This window comes from Psychrobacter sp. Ps2, from assembly GCF_022129405.1.
In the GTDB taxonomy this organism is placed as follows: Bacteria; Pseudomonadota; Gammaproteobacteria; order Pseudomonadales; family Moraxellaceae; genus Psychrobacter.
The window spans coordinates 478,681-501,334 of sequence record NZ_JADQAM010000061.1; the positions used below are offsets into that span (position 1 = coordinate 478,681).

Here is a 22,654-nt window from a genome sequence, read left to right on the forward strand (position 1 = left end):
GTGCTGCTATATAACCTTACACCACTATCAAACCAAACTGCTGTATCGCCCAAAAACCAAGGGCAAATATCGGTGTTGCAGACAACAAGGAGTCAATACGATCAAGGATACCACCGTGACCTGGCAAGATAGTGCCTGAATCTTTTACATCAGCACGACGTTTGAGCATCGACTCGAACAAGTCTCCAAGTACAGAGGCAAGAATAGTGATGGCCGATAACGCTACAAATGCGATTAATGGTATACCGGTCAGCTGTAATTTAAAGACGCTAATGGCTACCACAACTAACAGCCCTGTGACGAGGCCACCAGCCAACCCTTCCATGCTCTTGTTGGGTGAGACATTGGGTGCCATTTTTCGGCGACCAAGCTTGCGTCCAACGAAATATGCGCCACTATCTGCACACCATACTAATAAGAACACATACAGCAGCCACCATGCCGACAGTTGCCAGAGATAGAACATCGCCGTGATAGATGCCGTCAAAATAACCGCGCCCATCATTGCCAGCTGGTTGCCGTACCACCTCGTTTGTGTCGGGAAGACCCTGACCCAAGACAGTGCCATCAGCCATATAACGAGTGATGCCACCCACCAAAACAGCCATGTCACTTTAAACATCAGCGATATGAGCGTTATCGCCAACACTAACAAAACAAATACAGCAGGCTGGCGCCACTTAGGCATCAATTTAGCCCACTCATGAGCGGCGATAATGACCCCAATGGCCAACAGTGGTGCAAATAAAATAGGCGTTTGGCTCGCAAACATTGCAATACCAACGATAATAACGAGAACAATTGCCGTTTTAATTCGTTGCCACATACTTATCGAGCCTTATAATAATGAAGAACAGATGGTCAAAAAATGCATTATAGCAGCTAACTAACGATGGCCGAGCGATAGCATTCAATACTAATTCAAGCCGTTTATCATTGCATAAACCAACCCTATTGACCAGTTATACAATACTAACTGAACTGAACCGACTAAACTTATCTATCCACTCGCTGCTCAGTGACCTTGCTGCTCTATCACTACTTGCTCGCTGGTTTTGCCAAAGCGGCGTTGACGTTTTGCAAACTCTGCGATCATCGAAGCTAGCTCTTCTGCTGCAAAGTTCGGCCATAATGTGGGAGTGAAAAACAGCTCAGCATAAGCAGATTGCCACAATAAAAAATTAGAAATACGATACTCGCCGCCCGTACGTACCAGCATATCTACTGCTGGCGTATCGGCTAATTGTACGTAGTTACCTAACAGCTCTTCGCTGACATCTTCAGGTTTTAATTCGCCAGCTTGCACTTGCTGAGCCAGCTGTTGTGCTGCATTTGCAATATCCCACTGCCCACCGTAACTAATCGCAATCACCAGCGTCATCGCATCAAACTTTGCCGTCTTTTCTTCTGCGTCAGCCATTAGCGTTTGTAATGACTCACTAAGTTGACTGCGATCACCGATGAAACGCAAGCGAATACGATACTCATTCATACGCGGCATTTGCTCATGAATCGTCGATGTAAGCAGCTGCATCAACAGTGCCACTTCACTAGGTGGTCTCTGCCAATTTTCGCTAGAAAACGCAAATACGGTCAGCACTTCAATGCCTGTATTGACACAATACTCGACGATAGGATCGAGCGCATCTTTGCCAGCCACATGTCCTTGACCGTGGCCCAAATCATTGGCCTTACCATAGCGATTATTACCATCCATAATGATGGCGATATGACGAGGAAGAATAGCGGGCGCCAAAACGGCTGAAGTGGACATAGGCGAACTTGCTTATTGTTGAGGTAAAATAATAATAACGTGTGCAACAGCGATTAAAAAGCGCCATTTATATAATTCACTAACTTATCACAATTGCATTGTTAGTTTTTAGCGTTCAGAATTCGATGAATCCAGTTCAATCAACCACACCTTTGGCTTGCTTTAGATATGGCCTCATATGGTTGATTCAGTTTAAAAGAGAAACAGAGCAAACGAGTGCAGATGTAACTGTGATATTTCAAGCGAGGTTAACGCTGTCACTCTTTTAGAAAGGATTGACTATATCAGTCTACACAATAATAAACAGCCAATAGCTATAAAGTATTGGCTGCTCAATGACAGATAATCTACCGAACTATTTCTTGCTCTCAATACCAAATATATCAGTATTAAACTTCCATCAAATCGCTTTCTTTCTTACTCAAGCGAGCATCGATTGTTTCGATATATTTGTCAGTGATTTTTTGAATATCATCACTAGCGCGGCGCTCATCGTCTTCTGAGATTTCTTTTTCTTTTGCCAAATCTTTGATGTCATTCATCATGTCACGGCGAATATTACGGATAGAAACACGGCTGCTCTCAGCTTCACCACGTGCAAGTTTTTGCATATCGCGACGAGTATCTTCTGTTAATGCTGGCATCGGCACACGAATCACATCAGCAGACATTGGGTTTAGACCCAAATCTGCTTCACGAATGGCCTTATCTACTGCTTGTACCATAGTACGGTCAAATGGTTGAACCAGTAAGGTACGTGAGTCTTCGACGTTGACGCTTGCCACTTGGTTCAATGGTGTATCAGAACCGTAGTAGCTAACCATCACACCTGACAACATGCCTGGATGCGCACGACCAGTACGAACTTTACTGAAAGTGCTTTCAAGCGCTTCCAACGTTTTTTGCATGCGTGCTTCGCCGTCTTGCTTAATCTCTTTAATCATTGTGTATCCTTATTTATCGTTACCGACAAATCTTTTATTTGCTATTGGGATATTAATTATTTATTGCTAATCGTTAGCTATTTACTGACGTTAGTTTCCAGTATCGCGTCAATTAATGAAAAACTCGTGTGCCTTCATTTTCACCCATGATGACATTTAACAATGCATTAGGCTTAGTCATATCAAACACTTGTAGCGGTACGTTATGCTCACGGCATAATGCGATAGCCGTTAAATCCATGACGCCTAGCTTTTGCTCTAGTACTTCATCAAACGTCAGACCGTCATATTTGACTGCATCATCATGTAGGCTTGGGTCTTTGTCATAAACGCCATCGACCTTAGTCGCTTTTAAAATCAAACCAGCTTCGATTTCGATACCGCGCAAACATGCAGCGGTGTCAGTGGTAAAGAATGGGTTACCCGTACCTGCGACAAAGATACAAACTTCACCGTTTTTAAGATAACGAATGGCATTACGACTGCTATAGCTTTCGGTGACTTCACCAATCGGTAACGCTGACATCAAGCGCGTTTTGATGTTGCGACGCTCAAGCGCATCACGCATCGCCAGTCCGTTCATAACGGTCGCTAGCATGCCCATCTGATCACCAGTAACACGGCCAACCAGGCCTTCTTTTTGCAACTGTGCACCGCGATATAAGTTACCACCGCCGACTACGATACCCACTTGGACACCTAGTCCACGCAAGTGAGCGATAGACAAGCTCATTTTATCAAGCACTTCGGTATCAATACCCATGTCTTTACTACCAGCTAAGGCTTCACCGGAGAGTTTCAGCAAGATACGAGCGTAACGCGGGTTTTTGTCAGACATGAGGTCACCTTGTTATCATGAAATTATAAAGAAAATTATCGGTAAAATACAAATCGAGTTTGCCCACAACGCTACACTTACAGCTAAGCGTATTAAAAAGGCTAAATTGCGCTAATTGTAGCAAAAACTGCCCGCCATTGGGCAATTTTCACTCGCATATCTTATTGGATATCTAGCCTTGATAACTGGCGAATAGATCATATTCGCTAGCATCGTCGATAGTCACGGTTAAGAACTGCCCTACTTTAACTTGAGCGTTGATGTCATCAACATAGACATGACCATCAATTTCAGGTGCATCAGCATAGCTACGACAAATAGCAATATTTTCATCGCTATCAATTTCATCAACCAATACCGTTAAGGTCTTGCCGACTTTTTCCTGTAGCTTTTGCGCTGAAATATCTTGCTGTAGCGCCATTAGTCGCTCATAGCGAGACTGCTTAACGTCTTCAGGCACATGATCAGGCAAGTCATTGGCTACCGCACCTTCTACTTCTGAATAAGTAAATGCGCCCACGCGATCGAGGCGTGCTTCAACTAACCAATCAAGCAAGCACTGAAAATCTTCTTCTGTCTCGCCAGGGAAGCCAACCACAAAGGTCGAGCGAATCACAATATCAGGACAGATATCACGCCACGCTTTGATACGGGCCAAAGTGTTTTCACTATGCGCAGGACGTTTCATCGCCTTTAGGATGCGATGACTGGCATGCTGAAACGGAATATCTAGATAAGGAAGCAGTTTCTTCTCACCCATCAACTCAACGACTTTGTCTACATGTGGATACGGATAAACATAATGCAAGCGAACCCAAATGCCCAAATCGTTCAATGCTTGGCATAAGTCATAAAACTTAGACTTGAGCGGCATACCATTCCAAAAGCTGGTCTTGTACTTTAGGTCAAGGCCATATGCCGAGGTATCTTGCGAGATGATAAGTAATTCTTTCACGCCAGCTTTTTTGAGTGCCAGTGCTTCGTTCATTACATTATCAATCGGGCGCGATACCAAATCACCACGCAAGCTTGGGATAATGCAGAACGTACAACGGTGATTACAGCCTTCTGATATTTTTAGATAAGCATAATGGCTTGGGGTCAGTTTGATACCCGCTTCATTAATCAAATCTATTTTTGGATCATAGTTGGCGTCCTGACTGCGATTTGGCTTAGGCACATGCTGCGCTACTGCCGTAATCACTTCGTCATAGGCATGCGCGCCCGTCACTGCTAATACAGCTGGATGCATCTCACGGATTTTATCCGCTTCTTTACCTAAGCAACCAGTAACAATCACTTTACCGTTTTTGCTAATGGCCTCGCCGATCGCATCAAGTGACTCTTGTACCGCTGACTCAATAAAGCCGCAAGTGTTTACCACGACCAAGTCAGCACCGTCGTAATCACTGGCCACTTGGTAGCCATCACGGCTTAGCTCAGTGATAATACGCTCACTATCTACCAATGCTTTTGGACAACCTAGTGACACAAAACCAATCTTTGGCGCTGCACTAACTGGCATCGCAGCAGTCGCATTGGCAGTCGTTACATCGCTGCTTTGGGCTACACTACGGTTTTGGTTGTGATTGGCTTTATGATGGTAAGGCTGTTTAGTATCTGTTTGACTGGCATCTGCCTGACTCTGCTCTTGTACTATGGTAGGCGCGGCAGGATTGAAGATAGTGGCAGTGTCTTTTACGGCAGATAGAGGAGCTGTTGCTGTCGTATTCACTGACTCGGTAGAAGTTTTGGACATGGCTGACCTTGCTAGAGATAAATTGGCTGAGCGCATTGTACGTTTTTTTTGCAAAAATCACCAGTTTTGCCGCTCTATAGTCTTGATTTGTGGTTAAATATTATCTCAAGCATCTGATTTTTTTTGGGCACTACTGATGAACGCTGATTTTATCACCACTAAGACAACCCCTGACCTCGCATTTATATCTCAGCATTTATTCACCGCTATTTTATGGGTTAACGATGAGCTATCAATCACACGGTTGAATGCTCAAGCCGAGCAGCTACTCGCCATTAGTAGCGGCAGACTAATCAATCAATCAATATTGACCCTGCTAGCACCCGATGAGTTAAAGAACAAAGATACTGTATCTATAGATAATGATAGTGGTGATACAAATGAAAACGAGCCTTCGAGCGAGCCAGCCTACTCGTTAACCGAGCGCTTTGTGCAAGCGCAGAACTATCAGCAGCCTTTTATCGATCATGACCACATCATAAAAACACCGCTAAACGGTAATTTATCATTGTCAGTCGACTATAGCGTCACGCCAGTTATCTATGAACAGCAGCCTTATTTTATTATCGAGATGTGGGGTAAAGATCGGCAAAGTCGTATCTCTGAGGAGCAGCGTCAACAGCAGCAATATACAGTTGCCCGTCATATGCTACGCTCGGTGGCACACGAAATAAAAAACCCTCTTGCTGGTATTCGCGGGGCAGCCCAGCTGTTGCAACGGCAGTTTATTAAATTCAGCGACGCATCCACTACTAGCACCTCTAACGCTGATAATGCTTTGACAACTACTAACATTGACGCGCAGCATGATTTGCAAAAAATGAATCAAAAACTGCGCAACTATACGGACATTATTATTTCAGAAACTGATCGATTGACCCATCTTATTGGGCAGCTTCTGGGTTCCAATCAACTGCCAAACTGGCAAACGCTCAATATCCATGAGCCTCTGGAGCATGTCTTAACCTTAGTGACCAATCAGTATCCACAGGTAGTGTTACAGCGTGATTATGATTTATCATTGCCAGAGTTATGCGCTGATAAGGATCAGCTGATTCAAGTGTTTTTAAATCTTATTAATAATGCTTGTGAGTCGATGACTGAGTTCGAACAAACACTACAACAGAATAAAATCTCAGAGTCTCAAGAATCACCACAAGCTACCATACAAACTGAGAGCAATTCTGACTATCAACCGACATTGCATATCCAAACGCGGGTTGCCTTTCAGCATACGATCGTCGGACAGCAGCACAAGCAAGTGATGCAAATTACTATTACTGATAATGGCTCAGGCATTGATCCAGCATTGATCGGTCAGATATTTTTCCCGATGGTCACCAGCCGTGCAGCTGGTACAGGTCTTGGATTATCCATCGTCCAAGATATTATCAGTCATCATCATGGTATGATTGATGTGAGCTCGACAAAAGAACAAGAGGACAAGCAAACCCGATTTACGCTATACCTACCATTTACTCAACCCATCACTGAGACATAAAACAAATTATGAATTTATGAATTAAAGGCTGCTAAGTTTCCTAATGCCCAACTCCCAATCCCCAACTTACTATCAATAATTGCTGATTAGGCCCAATACATGACTGAATATAGCGACGACCTCCAACCTAAAAGCGATGATCAATCAACACAATCACAAATAGTAACTGTGAATAATGCACCCAGCGACCACCCTGCAACATTGTGGTTAATCGATGACGATGCAGCCCTACGTATGGTGTTGGCAGACACGTTTGAAGATGCTGGATTGACCGTTATCAGTTTTACCCAAGCACAAGCAGCATGGACTCGCCTTAACGATGTGTTAAAACAGCAAGAGTCAGCCGAGCAATTACCAGACGTCATACTGACCGATATTCGTATGCCAATGATGGATGGATTGTCTTTTAGCGACTGGGTCCATCAGCACTTCCCTAAAATGCCAATCGTAATTATGACGGCACACTCAGACCTAACCTCTGCTATCAATAGCTATCAGACAGGGGCTTTTGAATACTTGCCCAAGCCTTTTGACTTAGATGACGCGGTTGCAACGATTTATAAAGCCATCAATTATCAGCCCAATTTAGAAACAACAACTGTTTCCCTTTTAGATGAATCCAATACCAATACAACGTCTGACACTTCCACCGAAGACCTGATGAAATCTAAAGCAGCACCTGCCAGTAAGACAACCAAAGACAATAAGAACAAAGGTGCCGTCGAAGGCAAAAGTAATAGGAACCCTAGCGGCATCATTGGACAGTCACCAGCCATGCAAACGGTGTTTCGTGCTATTGGCAGACTGGCTCAATCCCCCATTTCCGTCTTAATCACTGGCGAGTCTGGAACAGGTAAAGAGTTGGTAGCCAGTGCTCTACATCAGCACTCCCCGCGTAAGCAACAACCATTTATTGCACTTAATATGGCAGCCATACCGCATGACTTGATCGAGTCTGAGCTATTTGGTCACGAAAAAGGTGCGTTTACTGGTGCAACGACGATGCGTCAAGGCCGTTTTGAGCAGGCAGACGGTGGTACTCTATTTTTAGATGAAATCGGTGACATGCCTTTTAGCACTCAGACAAGGCTGTTACGCGTACTGGCCAATGGTGAATTTTATCGTGTTGGTGGTCAGCAGCCAATAAAGGTCGATGTACGTATCATCGCAGCCACCCACCAAAACTTAGAAGAGCTGGTAAAACAAAGCCGATTCCGCGAAGACTTATTTTATCGCCTCAATGTCATTCGATTACCCCTACCGCCACTACGTACACGCCCTGAAGACATTCCTGCATTAGCCCTCTACTTTATGCAGTCTGCCGCAGAGCAAATGAATACCACTCCAAAGCATTTACATCCTGCCGCATTGCAAATTATGCAGACGTTTGACTGGCGCGGTAACGTACGTCAATTAGAAAATGTCTGTTTATGGCTCACGGTCATGGCTACTGGTGACACTGTGATGGCGACAGACTTGCCACCAGAGCTACTTGAAAACATCTCACCTAATACGGTGCTTTATGAAGAGCACGGCCCAACAGAGGAAGACGCTCAAGAGCATTTGGCACAAAATGGCAATGTGTTAAATGGTAGATCATTAAATGGCAGTGCGTTAAACAGTCATCAAAGTAGCCAGTTGCCTAAAAACCAAAGTTGGCAGCAAGCATTGGCTGATTGGGCTGAGCAGTCGTTAAGCACGGGGGAAACTGATATTTTGCAAACAGCAACCCCTGAGTTTGAGCGTGTTTTATTAACAGCAGCACTCAATCATAGCGGCGGCAAAAAGATAGAAGCCGCGAGCTTACTTGGTTGGGGACGCAATACTCTGACGCGCAAATTGCAGCAGTTGGATATCTCTGCCCCGAGAGTACCAACTAAAGAGTAAATAAACGCATAAAACATGATATTAAATTATTATTAATATCAATTACTTAAAATTAATATCGAAAATAAATGCTAAATAATTGCAAATAGGGGTTGCCAAAAAATTAAAACTCTATATAATAGCCAACCACTGAGACGCACTACCGAATCAGTTAACTATCTAGATAGCGTTTGAGTTTAATCGCTTTTGATGATAGAGTAACGAAAATGGGGCTGTGGCGGAATTGGTAGACGCACCAGATTTAGGTTCTGGCGCCGCAAGGTGTGAGAGTTCGAGTCTCTCCAGCCCCACCATTTTCGGATAGTACATCTTAGACCAAATATCAAAACCTGCTTTTTAGCAGGTTTTTTTGTGTCTGGAATTTGGTGTTAAAACTATCAAATAACTCCCCAGATGTATTAATCTGTTTTTATGACCTTTCTAAGTCCTTCAACACCTCATCCATACTCTGATAGCGCCTCTCTACCCGCTGCATCAATGCTTTCATACACTTGCTATAGGCATAACTAGGGGATGTTCTAATGAACAGAGGGATTTTTCTCACTGTCATTGAATAAGGCACTGCGTTGATTTTTACGGAGGTTTTCACGTTCAATGATATTTTTTGCATCGACCTTTTCTAAAGGTAATGCTGTTTCGCGAGAAAGATCGCCATCAGCTATTAAGGATAAATAACGAGAACAACAAACTCTTAAAAAAGAGGTGAAATTACCAATATCATGATCAGCATCGAGAGATTCAAGGTATAGCTTAGTGATCAGCTGATTAACCGTCATTTGATCCCGAAATGACAACTCTTCTAATATATCCCAGAAAAACACTTCTAAACGAATTGAGGTGACTACTCCCTGAATTCGAAGTGATTTGGTTTTAGAGCTCCACAAACTGTCGTCAGCACTAATAAACAATTGGCACATATATCCTCTCTTGATGCTAGGGTCTATTGAATATTCAACAGACCCTAATTAAAGATTATAGCAAAGCAACAAATTGCTTCAGCATCGCTGGGTGGGCAGGCCACGCAGGAGCCGTTACCAGTTGTCCATCGGTAATAGCACCATCCATAGGTAACTTGACATACTCAGCGCCAGCCATTTCTATTTCTGGCTGACACGCAGGATAAGCAGATACCTTTTTACCCTTTAATACGCCAGCAGCCGTCAGCATTTGTGGCCCATGGCAAACCGATGCAATCGGTTTATCAGTATTTGCGAAATGCTGAATCATTGCAATGACCTTAGCATTCAAACGCAAGTATTCTGGCGCACGTCCACCCGGCAAATACAAAGCATCGTAATCTTCTACATTGATATCAGCAAAAGACGCATTAAGAACAAAATTATGACCGCGTTTTTCGGTATAAGTTTGATCACCTTCGAAGTCGTGTATTGAGGTAGCAATGCTATCACCTGCAACCTTATCTGGGCAGACCGCATCAACCTCATGCCCCATCGCTAGAAGCGCTTGGAACGGAACCATGTTTTCATAGTCTTCAACAAAATCACCGGTAATGATAAGTACTTTAGCCATGATATTCTCACTGTATTGTAATGAAATACGGAAACCCAAATTAGTTTATAGCGACTTCGCTTAAAATGAGCCTGAATATCCATTCAAACATAAAAAACAACGACTAGGTAATATGTGAATACTACAAACAATCACTTTTTAAAATAAAATCATAAATTCAGCTGTTGTCTAATAACTTCAAATCTATCAATATCTTATCCATCTCCTGATACCGCCTCTCTATTTGTTTAGCCCATGATTTGTCGACAATATATTGATAGTGACTATATTCTGCTGGTAACGTTGGAATAGGTTGTTGGCAATGCTGAATCGCCCACGCTTTCGATTTATCATGGCTGTCGGCATTTATCTGAAACGGGCGTTTGCCTGTTAGTATCTCAACCATCATTACGCCAAACGCATAAATATCACTGTGCACAGTGGCACTCTGTCCTTGCCAACGCTCAGGTGCGAGATACGCTGGTGTACCGGCAGGATTTGGTTGGCTATTAGCCATCGTCATACATTGTGATAAAGCAAAATCAGTGAGTAACAATCTAGGAGTCAGACTATTACTCATGGTATCTGCGGGCCATTCATCGTCAGAACCTTCAATCAAAATATTACTGGGCTTAATATCATTATGTAACCAGCCAGCCTGATGCAAATTAGCTATCAAGTATGCAGACTTCATGATGAAATGATGCTTTTGTGATGCTATTAGTGACAGATGTTTTGAAGCGGTCAGTTGACTCGCCAAGCTACCATTAGAGTAATAAGGTGTGACTACTATAACTAGTCGTTGCAACTGCGATAGTATCTGAACATCCACGCAATGATGAGCCAATAGTGGTGGTGCGATAACGTTATCTTTGATTTTTAATGAAGCATTTACAGCAGCTAAAATATCCGCTTCATGAGTTAAATCAGAAGCGATAGGATAAACGCCATCACTCAACTGCCATTTAATCATCACGCTACCAAATTGTGGATGCTGGGCACGTGTTAAACCTTGGAAGTAAGTATTGTCGATATTTTGCGTTTTGATATCTTGCGTTTGTTCTGTGCTTTGCTGAGCAATACGTTGATGCACTATCTCACTAAAATGCTGTGCGTCCAGTTCTTGGGAAATAATGGGCAATAGCTGCATTGCTTGAGCTTGCAAGGCTTGCGTAATAGACGGATTACTGGCACTATTTTCCATGGTATTGTTTCTCATAATATAGTGAGATTATTGCCTTCTCATTCGTATCATTTCCAAAAATAATAATAGCGCGAATAATGGTTACAAGTACTACGATTAATAGGTACTAAGATTGTAGGCACTGAAATTTCAGCAGCGTTAATTGTATTTTTGGGTATGGTATTAAAGACAACCTTAATTGCTAGAGCCCCTATGTCACAACCAACTATCCCAACCATGCCATCTGATCAGCCTACTTATGCCCTACCCGCACCGTTGTTAGACTTACTCAGTCAGTACTTACACGAGCGAGTCACACCAACTATTGAAATCGATCCGAGCCAGCTTGCTTATCGCTGGGTTGGTGGACGCACTGGTCACCTCCAGCCTTTGTCGGTCAATTTGTTTTTGAGCTTAGATGACTTGCATGGTATCGATACGCAAAAATCGAAACTGGTACAAAACACCCGTCAGTTTATTAAAGGTTACCCTGCCAACCATGTATTGATGTCAGGCACACGCGGTGCCGGTAAGTCATCATTGATTCGCGCTTTGCTACAAGCCCATCATAGTGAAGGCTTGCGTATTATCGAGGTTGCGCGCGATGATCTGCAAGTATTGGATAAGATTCGTGCTGCTATTAATGCCCTACCAGCAGATTGTCATTGCCGCTATATCGTATACTGTGATGACCTCGCTTTTAATGGTCAAGACGAAAGCTATCGTGCGCTAAAGAGCGTACTTGATGGCTCGCTAGACTCTGAGCAAGACAAACTACTGGTCTACGCCACCAGTAATCGTCGTCGCTTGCTACCGCAGATGATGAAAGACAATGTCGATATTTATAATGGGCAGACGGATGAAGTCAATCCCTATGAGGCCATTGATGAAACCGTGTCATTATCAGATCGATTCGGTTTGTCCCTCACCTTCCATCCTATGGATCAGCAGACTTATCTGCAAATCGTTCAGCATTATCTGAATTTAGAGCAGCAGAAAATCTCAGCTGATATAGATAATGATGCTAAGGACATTTTGGAAAGTCAGTCTATGCCTGATAAGGTTAGAAAGGATGCGCTACGTTGGGCCTCTGAACGTGGTGGTCGCTCAGGACGAGTTGCTTATCAATTTAGCCGATTTTGGAGTGGTGAAACACAACTAGCTATCGAAGACAGTAAAAGCTAGGTCATATTTGACGCTAAATCATATCTAAGCTTAGCCATATCTAGTCACTGCGTGCAGAGCCTATATACTGCACGCGGTTGGACTCTTGACTGCCCTCTTGACCGCTCTCTTGATTGCTTGCCGACCCAACTGCACCATCAACCATATATTGGTCAAAATCTGCCGCCAGCCATAGATTGCCTTTGTAGACGCTCTCAGCATCTAAACGAATATATGCCATATTTGGCGTTTCGCTATCTGGATTATCAAAGTTCTGATAGCGAGCGCTAAAGTGGGTCAAAATAATGTTTTTCAGGTTCATCTTTTGCGCGAATATGCCCACCACATGCGCACTGCTATGCATTGGGTCATAGTCTGGATTTTTAGCTTGAATCTTAGTCAGTACTTCATGGGTATAAGTCGCTTCATGCACCAATAAATCCGCATTGACAACGGCTTTGCGCAAACAGTTTGGCGTATCATTGTCTCCTGCTATCACCACTCGCGTCCGCTGTACCTCATCGTCGACATAATCTGCTGAGTGCAATTGCCTATTATCCTCAGTCGTGACATCTTCTCCTTGCTGTAACTTGCCCCATAGTGCACTTGCTGGAATACCATCTGCCACAAGCTTATCTGTATTAAGGATGCGGCGGCTAATAGTCTGAGTAATACCAAAGGCATGAGAAGCAACCCGATGTGATAGCCGCGTGATATCAATATCAAGCTGATGTTGGTCGCTTAAGCTAATGCTAACTTTGTTCGTATCACCTTGCTCAGCTAACACTTCTTCAATCGCTATAAAATTGAGAGCAAAGGGTAGATACAGCTCTGTAGTGACGGTAATGGCATCAAGTAAAGTAGCAATCGCTTTTGGGGCAATCAAAGTTAATGGTTCACGGCGTCCTGACATAGCAGCGCTTGCTAATAGCCCTGGTAGACCGTAGCAATGATCACCATGCACATGAGTGATACAAATAGCAGCCAGTTGATGTAAGGAGAATTTGGTATGTAGCAGTTGCTGCTGTGTGCCCTCTCCGCAATCAATCAGCACCCATGGGCGCGATTTCTTACTCTGATTGTTCTGTTGACGACTTCCTTGCTGTACGCCAGAGGTATGCGGATTCAGACACTCTATTGCCAGTGCAGTCACATTACGCTGTTTGGTCGGTACACCTGCAGATGTACCCAAAAAAGTTAGCTTTAGCATAATGATGCCTTTTATTTATCAGGAATACTGGCTCAGAAGTACGAGAGCGTCTCTTCACTCTAAAACGATTACAGAGGTAGAATAAACGGAGGATATACCTTAGCTATGACAATTGGCATATCATGGTCTTTTGACCTTCAACCATTTGCCCACCATTGGCAGTGCACTCATTTACCATATTCGATTCGTAAGATTTCCAGCCACCATAAAAGCTCGCTGCACATAGAATTACCACTAGAATTTTCTGTGACCACGATTTGATAGAGACTTGTTGGCTATTAATCTGTTGTCTATTATTTTCTTGCATACTGATATTTTGCTTATTGAGTGATGTTTGAGTTGCTGACTGATTATCGTCTTTATCTAGGCTATCTTGTTTCAGATGGTCTTTATTCGAGGTATTTAGATCTGTCATAACATTATCCTAAAAAAGGCTTTGTTTATTCATAAACAAAGCCTTTGGTCTACATGGCTACTTAAGCGTTGAGAGATGATTATACCAGTATCCTCTAGAAATTCAGACGGCCGCCCTTTTTTTCTGCTCGCTTAAAGGCATCTCGCTCTTCGCAGCGTTTGAGCCAGTTCAAAAGATTGGTATATTTACTCTGATCTAAACCTGCACCAGCATTGGCACCTAAGACCGCAAGATGCATTTGAATATCAGCGGCGCTAAATTCACTACCTGCAAACCAATGGTTTTCATGTAGATGACGCTCCATCATATCTAGCATCTTCTGCAAACCGCTACTGATCATGTTCTTTTCAATCTGACCTTGGATTTTTTTGCTGATAGGTTTGATTAGCATCGGCGATTGAGACACTACTTTGGTGAATACCAAACGCATGACCAACAGTGGCATCAATGAAGCCTCTGCAAAGTGTAGCCAAAACGTGTAGGCTTCCCACGCTGCTTCGTTATTATCGTCAGGTTTGAACTGCTTTTCTTTATCATAGTGCTTAATCAAATACTCAATGATAAACCCTGACTCAATCAGCACACGATCGTCTGCTTCTAGTATCGGTGCATTACCAATCGGATGCACTTGCTTTAAGCTATCAGGGGCACGGTATGCCTTATTGCGCTCATAGCAAGTCAGTTTATAATCAACGCCGAGCTCTTCCAACAGCCAGATAATACGAAACGAGCGCGAGTTTGCTAAATGATGAAGATGTAACATAAACCGTCCTAGTTATATATTGTAGTAAATCAGCATAATATCTCAGATATAGCACCATACGTTTAATCGATTGTGGCACCACTGCTCTCGATAATAGCGTAATTTGTACTTCTTTAATACTGTGAGTTGGCAGACATGCTGGAAAACTATGCCTACCGAATCGATACTATCTCAGACGGTGTACTCTTCAACATTAATCTAAATGTAATGCTTCAATCTTACGCGTCATTTTATCTATCTTTTGCTGATATTTTTTGATCTGGCGGAATCGATGCGCGATTAGCACGCCTTTGATACGGCGATTTTTCAGACGACGACGTGGTGGAAAACTGCCTACTTGTGGCTCATTGTAGCCATGTAAGCGGTCTTCACGTTTACGCGCCGTATAACCTAATGCGCTATCGGCAATCATAATCAGCAGTGCGATAAAGATCATGCTGTACATCAGCATGGAGCCACCATCATGTAAGTTACGATCTAAAATTGCGATTGAGAATATGAACAAGAATATTGGCTCAAGGTAGCACAGAGTGCCAAACAGTGAAACAGGCAACTTCTGACTGGCCACCATCGTTAGTGACATCGCAGCGGTGCTAATAATGCCTAATAATGGCAGCAGATACCAAAGCTTGTGGTTGGTGATTGCTACTTCAAAACCACCATTCATATACAGTGCGACCAATACCACTGGCAACAACAATACAAGGTCTGAAATCAGACCAGTAATAGGCGGTACTGCAAGCTTACGGCGTAGTAGATAATAAGGAGGATAACCCAAGCAAACAAACAAAGTCGCCCAAGAAATAGCACCATACTCAAAAATATCGTAAGCGATACCCAGACCTGCACATACAATGGCAGCCCACTGAAGTAAGCTCATGTCTTCGTTATAAAAGAACCTGCCGACAACGATCATAATCATCGGATATAGGAAGTAACCCAACGTTACCTCAAGTCCCAAACCATTAACTGGCGCCCACATGAATATCCAGATTTGCGCACCCAAAATCGGTGTGGGTAATATAAATAAAAACCACTCTTTTGCATTTTTTAGTGTTTTTAAATAATCAAAAATGTGCTGCCACTGCTTTAATACGCTTACCAGCAGTACTAGACTAAAAAACATTGTCAGCACGCGCCACGAAGCGACTTGCGTACCTGATAATGGTTGCAGCAGTAGACCAAATAAGAACAGCAATGAGTATAAAAAATTTGCAGCGACGGCAGTGATTGTACCCTGCGAGGTTTGGTTAGTAGTCAGCATCACAACAGCCTTTAAAGATTGGGGCACATCCATGGCAATTTTTAAAAAAAACAAAAGCCTCAGACGAGAACGTCTGAGGCTTTTGCATATAAGGTCGTCGCGCAATCTAAGTTGAACGCTTTTGATGTACTAGGCTTACATCATGGTCGGCATTATGTCAAAGTCAGAATGAATAAGCAATGCCACTGTTCATCTAGTGTCTAAACTTTTAAATTGAGTAAATTTAATGCAGGTAAATACTTATTTTGCATCAAGTTGTTGGATTTTTTGTTGTATCTTATCCATCTTCTTTTGGTAACGACGAATCTTGCGAAAACGATGGGCTTTTAGCACGCCATCGATACGCTGATTGATAAAATGACGACGCGGTGGAAAGCCGCCAATCTGAAGCTCTCTATAGCCATGCAAGCGATCATTACGCTGACGAACGAGATAGCCTTTTATGCTATCAGCCATCATAACCAGTAGCGCAAGCGTAATCATGCCGTACATAAAGAGCGAACCACCTTCTTCAAGGCTTTGACTCAAAATAGTAATAGACAATACGAATAACAGCATCGGCTCTATATAACTTAGCGCCCCAAACAGTGATACTGGCAGCTTACTACTAGCAATCATCGTCAGCGACATCGCAAGCGCACTAAAAGCACCAAGCAGCGGCAATAGATACCAGAACTTCATGTCTTGCGCTGCAACATCAAAACCGCCAGTCATATAAAGCACGATGAGCACTACTGGTGTCAACAGCGTCAAATCAAATAACAAACCCGTAATAGGTGGTACAGAAAGGGTGCGCCGTAGCAGATAATACGGTGGATAACCCAAGCATACAAACAGTGTCACCCAAGATACTGAACCATACTGAACAATATCGTAGCCGATACCGAGTGCTGCAAATATCGCGGCAGCCCATTGCAAGATACTCATATATTCATGGTAAAAGAATCGACCAAGCACAATCATCACTAGCGGCAATAAAAAATAGCCCAATGTGACATCGAGACCAAACCCATTGACCGGTGCCCACATAAACAACCAAATCTGTCCACCTAGGATTGGTGCAGGCAGTATAAATATTAGCCATTCTTTTGGCGTCTTTAGCGTCTTTATATAATCAAAAACACGTTGCCACTGCTTAGTCAAACTGACCAATATCACCAAACTGAGCAACATCATGAGCACACGCCATGATGCTACCTGCGTCCCTGTTAAGGGCAGCATAAACAGTCCAAACAAAAACATCATCGAGAATAAAAAGCTCGATGATACCGAAGCAACAGTTCCCTGAAAAGTTTGATTGGTCGTAAGCATAACAACAGCCTTAAAAAATAGAACCTTATTTACAGTATTGAAAATATGAGAGTTAAAAAACAAAAGCCTCCGACGACAACGTCAGAGGCTTTTTTCTAGAAAAGTGCTAAGAGACTAGACTCAAAAGCTAATTACCAAGACTATTACTCGTCATCGTCTTATGCATAGTTAGTCTATTATAGATTGTCATTTGGTTTATGATCGTTTGCAATATCAATCACATCATCGACGTCAGTAGTTGCGGTATTGTCAGTTGTCGCATCAATATCTATCTGCTCCTGACCTTCTACCTCAAACGTACCGTCCTCTCTCATCGCATCGATAAGCTCGTCATCGCTCTCTTCGTGCTCAACACGCGCCATGGCAACCAGTTTTTCATCTTTTGACAGACGAATCAATGTTACGCCTTGCGTATTACGACCAGAGCTAGCGACATGCTCAACTGGGGTACGAACCAACGTACCTTTATCAGAGATTAAGATAATGTCGTCGGTAGAGTCAACCTTGGTCGCTCGTACTAGTGCGCCATTACGCTCACTGGTCTTGATAGCGATCACACCGCCACCCCCACGATTTTGCGTATTGAACTCATCGATAAAGGTACGTTTACCAAAGCCATTTTCACAAGCAATCAAGATTTCACGTACATCATCTTCGATAACGACTAATGATTTGATAAATTCGTCAGTAGCCAGACGCATACCGCGGACGCCTTTAGCCGTACGGCCCATCGCACGTGCATCATTCTCATCAAAACGAATGGCTTTACCACTTGAGGCAAACAACATGACTTCTTGGCTACCATCAGTGATACGAGCGCTGACCAATTTATCGCCGTCTTCTAGACCAACTGCAATGAGACCGTTCGATCTGATATTGGCAAACTGCTTCAACTCTACCCGCTTCACTGTACCGTTGGCCGTAGCAAAGAATACAAAAGGTGGCTCTGCTTGGTTGCTATCTTCTACCGAATCGTCATCATTGCTTACTTCTGATACTTCACTTACTACTGATGTATCTTCCACAATTTTTGGAATTGGTAGTATGGTTGTAACGGTTTCGTCGCTATTTAGACCAATTAGATTGACCAATGGACGACCACGAGCACCGCGACTGGCAATCGGCACTTCAAAACCACGTAAGCTAAAGACACGTCCACTATCAGTGAAACACAGTACCGTAGAATGCGTTGATGTCACGACTAAATGATCGATTACATCGTCTTCTTTCATTGCTGTGGCAGACTTACCTTTACCGCCACGTTTTTGTGCGACATAGTCATCAATCGGCTGAGTTTTGGCGTAGCCAGTACGCGATACCGTCATGACGACCGTTTGCTCAGGGATAAGGTCTTCGCGACTAAAGTCCATACGTGAATCGATGATATCGGTACGGCGCTCATCACCAAAATTATCGCGAATCTCGATCATCTCATTAGAGATAATCGCCATCAGCTTATCAAAATCGCCAAGGATAGACTCTAAATGCGCGATTTCACGCAGTAAGTCTTGGTATTCTTCGGTCAATTTATCTTGCTCAAGACCAGTCAAACGATGCAATTGCATATCTAAAATCGCATTGACCTGCTCAAGTGATAAGCGATAACGCTCTTCGCCTTCGATTAGACCAAACGGCGCTTTAGGATCTTCGCCATCGATAAACTCAGGACGTACTGACTGACTACCAGCAGCTGTAAGCATCGCAACGACGCTACCTGAACCCCACGTGTTATTTAATAAGCTTTCACGTGCTAGGCCACGGTTTGCAGAAGCTTTAATCGTCGCGATAATTTCGTCGATATTGGCTAGAGCAACCGTTAGACCTTCTAGCAAATGACCACGAACGCGGGCTTTGTTCAATTCATAAATCGTACGGCGTGTCACTACCTCTTGACGATGACGGACAAATGCAGCGATAAGCTGACGCAAGGTCAATAGTTTTGGCTGACCATTATCGAGCGCCACCATATTGATACTAAAGCTAGACTCTAGCGGCGTTTGTAGAAATAGGTTATTAACAATAACTTCAGCTGTCTCGCCACGACGCAAATCAATAGCGATACGCATACCATCTTTATCAGACTCATCACGAATTTCGCTAATACCTTCGATTTTTTTATCACGAACAAGCTCTGCGATACGCTCGATCAGCTTGGCTTTGTTGGCCTGATAAGGTACTTCGGTAAATACAATACGCTCACGATCGCGGTTGACGCCAGCATTACTCATCGGCTCGATATGATAGCGACCACGGATATGCAAACGGCCTTTACCCGTACGATAAGCATCTAAAATGCCCGCGCGGCCATAGATAATACCGCCCGTAGGAAAATCAGGACCTGAGATATGCGACATCAGCTCTTCGGCTGAAACTTGTGGGTTTTCAGCATAGGCTAGACAGGCATTGATCACTTCAGTCAGGTTATGCGGGGCCATATTGGTCGCCATACCAACGGCAATACCCGTTGCACCGTTGACCAATAGGTTAGGAATACGCGCTGGCATCACGCTTGGCATGCGCTCAGAGCCATCGTAGTTGTCTTCCCAATCGACCGTGTCTTTGTCCAAATCAGCAAGCATTTGGTGAGTCAGCTTGGTCATACGTACTTCGGTATAACGCATGGCTGCCGGAGGATCATCATCGATCGAGCCAAAGTTACCTTGACCATCAACCATTGGATAGCGCAAGCTGAAATCCTGCGCCATACGCACGATGGCATCATATACCGCAATATCGCCATGTGGATGGTACTTACCGATAACATCACCGACCACACGTGCTGATTTTTTATACGGTTTATTATAATCGTTTGATAGCACGTGCATGGCATACATCACGCGGCGGTGTACAGGTTTGAACCCATCACGCACATCAGGCAGCGCACGCGAGACGATCACGCTCATCGCATAATCCAAATACGACTGCTTTAGTTCATCTACGATGCCAATAGGACTGACCGATTCGCTCATATACACTCCTTCACTCACATTCTTTTTCTAACGTTGACACATCGCTTATGGCACCCATAGATCATATAAAAATACTGCCACATAAATGGGCAGTCATGACCAAAATAGACACCATAAAAAACACTACTGCACGTGCAAAACAACCAGAAAACTGTGATACGGTTTTTGTTAAAAACAATGTTTAATAAAAGAAGCTATTTTAGCACAAATTTGCTGATTTAGGGGTTCTGAGCGTCATTAAAATCAAGCTAGACGGTTCATTCGCAGTGATATTTTGAATTATTGACACACACTAAAATAATTCTAATGACAGGTTTTTTTTGATTGGCTGATTTTGCCATTTTTACAGACGAACTTACCATCTGCTGAGCAATGAGACACCCCGCCCATTTTTCCTGAACAAGGCGTATTTCGAGCTTGGGCCTGGCTCATAGATGTGAAGGCAAATACTAGGGCGAGTACCGCTGTGCTGATTGGTTTCATTGTTTATTCTCCATATCTGATGGATATTAAATAGAAAAATACTATACTCATTAGCTACAGTTCGACAAGATTTATTTTGACTAACTGAGTGGATACTTATATTTCTATCTAAAATTCAACATAACATTTAATTTAACGCTAAAATCTTGAATATAGAACTCATACGTGGTTTGCATATAAGCTCTATTGACCAAACAACTAGGATGCTTAGAATATTTAGCCAATACAACAACACCTACAACTGTCTCTGACGTGAACTGATTGTTGTTATGGTCATATTGTTTTCATAACCATAATGCTTTGCCATGAGCTAATAGCTTTCAAAATCATATTATTTTAATGAGTACATGGTGATTTAAACCACTTTAATGCGGTTATTTTTTAGTGATACTGGACAAAAAAATTCTAAACGCTACACTACCTCATCTTTTATAGCACTTAAATAACGACCTAACAGGCTACTTTTATTATGGATATCATTCTTGCAATTGTTTGGATTTTAGCAATGGTGCTATACAGCTTTTCGAGCGATTATGTTGCTAGCTTTCCTAACCATAACAATCGCGCTGTACCCTATGTCCGTTGGGGAGCACTTTTAGTCGCTATGGCTTTATCAGCATACTTGTCAAAAGCCTACCAAGAAAACCTACAAGGCAATGGTATGTGGGTGTTTGTTATCGTGGTATTTATCGTTATTGTTTTAGCGAAAGTCGTTTTTAAATGGGTAATTAACAGACGCCTGAAACGCTAGTTAATACTGAATAGTTTTATTAATTTGACCCTCTCACTTATTGATCTAATACCTATGACAATTAAACATCAAGATAGCCAGCCTGACTCAAACCTTTCTATACCAGCAGAAAACGATCGAGCAGATCGTAGCTTCGATGCCATTGCCGATCATTTCGAAAAAAAGGTCTATGGCGGTTTAAAAGGCGAGATTCGATTGGCTGTGCTACGCCGTGATATTTTTGAATATAGTTCACAGATGAGTGAGGTGCTTGGGCGACCTTTACGTATCTTGGATGTGGGTGCAGGGCTTGCGCAAATTGCGATAGAACTTGGTGCTCAAGGTCATAGCGTAGTCATCAATGATATATCAGCGAATATGCTTGAGAAAGCAAAAGCGAGCGCAGAGAAAATTGATAAAAAGCTAGACATCACTTGGTATGTTTGCCCTTATCAAGCGCTTGAAGAAAAACTGGCTCAGACAGAAAAGTTTGATTTGATTATGTCGCACGCGCTACTTGAATGGTTGGCAGAACCAGCGGCGGTCATGGACTTTTTTGATAAGCAATTAATAGATGGTGGCGCACTATCCGTCTGCTTTTATAATCCAGCGAGTTTTGATTATCGCAATCTTATCATGGGGAATTTTAACTTACTCGATAGCTTACTTGATGGTAACGATTACAAAGCGGACAATAAGAAAAGCCTCACCCCTAACCATCCCGTGGCCAAAGAAGAAGTCGAGTCTTGGCTAAAAGCGCATGATTATCAGACGGTACGTAGCAGTGGTCTACGAGTATTTCATGACTATGCACCACTCAAACGTGGCGGTCATAACGATCCAGATGCAGTGATCAGAATGGAGTTACGCTACTCACAATTAGAGCCGTACAAATGGCTTGGCCGTTATTTACATATTCTAGCTAAACGGTAAATTGAGACAGCAGTTCA

At 43.1% G+C, this 22,654-nt stretch carries 20 protein-coding genes and 1 tRNA gene; 6 read left to right on the top strand and 15 right to left on the bottom strand.

From position 1 onward, the window contains the following. Nucleotides 1–16 precede the first annotated feature (16 nt). The 5 genes from I3254_RS13600 to rimO all read right to left on the bottom strand — a co-directional run bounded on the left by I3254_RS13600 (nucleotide 17) and on the right by rimO (nucleotide 5,315). A complete protein-coding gene (locus I3254_RS13600; RefSeq protein WP_238053220.1) occupies nucleotides 17–826 on the bottom strand; it encodes a phosphatidate cytidylyltransferase in 810 nt (269 codons plus the stop codon). A gap of 189 nt (nucleotides 827–1,015) precedes the next feature. Next, nucleotides 1,016–1,774 carry a polyprenyl diphosphate synthase gene (uppS, locus tag I3254_RS13605; RefSeq protein WP_238053221.1) on the bottom strand — a complete coding sequence of 253 codons (759 nt, stop codon included), beginning with the start codon at nucleotides 1,772–1,774 and terminating at the stop codon, nucleotides 1,016–1,018. A gap of 389 nt (nucleotides 1,775–2,163) precedes the next feature. Next, the gene (gene frr, locus I3254_RS13610) at nucleotides 2,164–2,718 is read right to left on the bottom strand and encodes a ribosome recycling factor (RefSeq protein ID WP_057759123.1); all 555 of its coding nucleotides are present in this window, start codon (nucleotides 2,716–2,718) and stop codon (nucleotides 2,164–2,166) included. 112 nt (nucleotides 2,719–2,830) lie between these two features. Continuing rightward, entirely contained in the window at nucleotides 2,831–3,556 is a 726-nt protein-coding gene (pyrH, locus tag I3254_RS13615; RefSeq protein ID WP_057759121.1) for a UMP kinase, read from the bottom strand. Between the two features lie 172 nt (nucleotides 3,557–3,728). After that, on the bottom strand, nucleotides 3,729–5,315 hold the full coding sequence (rimO, locus tag I3254_RS13620; RefSeq protein WP_238053222.1) for a 30S ribosomal protein S12 methylthiotransferase RimO: 1,587 nt from the start codon (nucleotides 5,313–5,315) through the stop codon (nucleotides 3,729–3,731). A gap of 136 nt (nucleotides 5,316–5,451) precedes the next feature. On the opposite strand from rimO, the gene I3254_RS13625 reads away from it, so the two are divergent. From I3254_RS13625 to I3254_RS13635, 3 genes are all read left to right on the top strand, one after another. Further along, the gene (locus tag I3254_RS13625) at nucleotides 5,452–6,816 is read left to right on the top strand and encodes an ATP-binding protein (RefSeq protein WP_238053223.1); all 1,365 of its coding nucleotides are present in this window, start codon (nucleotides 5,452–5,454) and stop codon (nucleotides 6,814–6,816) included. A gap of 99 nt (nucleotides 6,817–6,915) precedes the next feature. Then, complete coding sequence (locus tag I3254_RS13630) at nucleotides 6,916–8,703, top strand: sigma 54-interacting transcriptional regulator (RefSeq protein ID WP_238053224.1); 1,788 nt, start codon at nucleotides 6,916–6,918, stop codon at nucleotides 8,701–8,703. Between the two features lie 208 nt (nucleotides 8,704–8,911). After that, a tRNA-Leu gene (locus I3254_RS13635) sits at nucleotides 8,912–8,996 on the top strand. Between the two features lie 225 nt (nucleotides 8,997–9,221). Here the strand turns inward: I3254_RS13635 and I3254_RS13640 are convergent. From I3254_RS13640 to I3254_RS13650, 3 genes are all read right to left on the bottom strand, one after another. After that, the gene (locus I3254_RS13640) at nucleotides 9,222–9,620 is read right to left on the bottom strand and encodes a ribbon-helix-helix domain-containing protein (RefSeq protein WP_101206182.1); all 399 of its coding nucleotides are present in this window, start codon (nucleotides 9,618–9,620) and stop codon (nucleotides 9,222–9,224) included. 55 nt (nucleotides 9,621–9,675) lie between these two features. Next, on the bottom strand, nucleotides 9,676–10,236 hold the full coding sequence (locus I3254_RS13645; RefSeq protein ID WP_277350412.1) for a DJ-1/PfpI family protein: 561 nt from the start codon (nucleotides 10,234–10,236) through the stop codon (nucleotides 9,676–9,678). A 154-nt stretch (nucleotides 10,237–10,390) separates the two neighbouring features. Continuing rightward, nucleotides 10,391–11,416 (bottom strand): protein kinase, encoded by a 1,026-nt coding sequence (locus tag I3254_RS13650; RefSeq protein ID WP_238053225.1) that lies wholly within the window; start codon nucleotides 11,414–11,416, stop codon nucleotides 10,391–10,393. A gap of 216 nt (nucleotides 11,417–11,632) precedes the next feature. Between I3254_RS13650 and I3254_RS13655 the strand changes: the two genes are divergently transcribed. Further along, the gene (locus I3254_RS13655; protein WP_238053317.1) at nucleotides 11,633–12,580 is read left to right on the top strand and encodes an ATP-binding protein; all 948 of its coding nucleotides are present in this window, start codon (nucleotides 11,633–11,635) and stop codon (nucleotides 12,578–12,580) included. 40 nt (nucleotides 12,581–12,620) lie between these two features. Here the strand turns inward: I3254_RS13655 and I3254_RS13660 are convergent, their stop codons facing one another. From I3254_RS13660 to I3254_RS13690, 7 genes are all read right to left on the bottom strand, one after another. Further along, a complete protein-coding gene (locus I3254_RS13660; protein WP_238053226.1) occupies nucleotides 12,621–13,769 on the bottom strand; it encodes a ribonuclease Z in 1,149 nt (382 codons plus the stop codon). A gap of 103 nt (nucleotides 13,770–13,872) precedes the next feature. After that, complete coding sequence (locus tag I3254_RS13665) at nucleotides 13,873–14,184, bottom strand: hypothetical protein (RefSeq protein WP_238053227.1); 312 nt, start codon at nucleotides 14,182–14,184, stop codon at nucleotides 13,873–13,875. A gap of 94 nt (nucleotides 14,185–14,278) precedes the next feature. Next, the gene (locus I3254_RS13670) at nucleotides 14,279–14,947 is read right to left on the bottom strand and encodes a glutathione S-transferase (RefSeq protein WP_238053228.1); all 669 of its coding nucleotides are present in this window, start codon (nucleotides 14,945–14,947) and stop codon (nucleotides 14,279–14,281) included. Nucleotides 14,948–15,140: 193 nt separating this feature from the next. Then, a complete protein-coding gene (gene rarD, locus I3254_RS13675) occupies nucleotides 15,141–16,211 on the bottom strand; it encodes an EamA family transporter RarD (RefSeq protein WP_238053229.1) in 1,071 nt (356 codons plus the stop codon). Nucleotides 16,212–16,451: 240 nt separating this feature from the next. Continuing rightward, complete coding sequence (rarD, locus tag I3254_RS13680) at nucleotides 16,452–17,522, bottom strand: EamA family transporter RarD (protein ID WP_201571225.1); 1,071 nt, start codon at nucleotides 17,520–17,522, stop codon at nucleotides 16,452–16,454. 176 nt (nucleotides 17,523–17,698) lie between these two features. After that, nucleotides 17,699–20,491, bottom strand: a complete 2,793-nt coding sequence (gene gyrA / locus I3254_RS13685; protein ID WP_238053230.1) for a DNA gyrase subunit A — start codon at nucleotides 20,489–20,491, stop codon at nucleotides 17,699–17,701. A 303-nt stretch (nucleotides 20,492–20,794) separates the two neighbouring features. Beyond that, the gene (locus I3254_RS13690; RefSeq protein ID WP_238053231.1) at nucleotides 20,795–20,974 is read right to left on the bottom strand and encodes a hypothetical protein; all 180 of its coding nucleotides are present in this window, start codon (nucleotides 20,972–20,974) and stop codon (nucleotides 20,795–20,797) included. 469 nt (nucleotides 20,975–21,443) lie between these two features. Here I3254_RS13690 and I3254_RS13695 point away from each other — a divergent pair, with 469 nt between their 5' ends. Together I3254_RS13695 and I3254_RS13700 are read left to right on the top strand one after the other, a co-directional pair. Next, entirely contained in the window at nucleotides 21,444–21,725 is a 282-nt protein-coding gene (locus I3254_RS13695; protein ID WP_102092006.1) for a hypothetical protein, read from the top strand. Between the two features lie 54 nt (nucleotides 21,726–21,779). Continuing rightward, nucleotides 21,780–22,637 carry a methyltransferase domain-containing protein gene (locus I3254_RS13700; RefSeq protein WP_238053232.1) on the top strand — a complete coding sequence of 286 codons (858 nt, stop codon included), beginning with the start codon at nucleotides 21,780–21,782 and terminating at the stop codon, nucleotides 22,635–22,637. Nucleotides 22,638–22,654 lie beyond the last annotated feature (17 nt).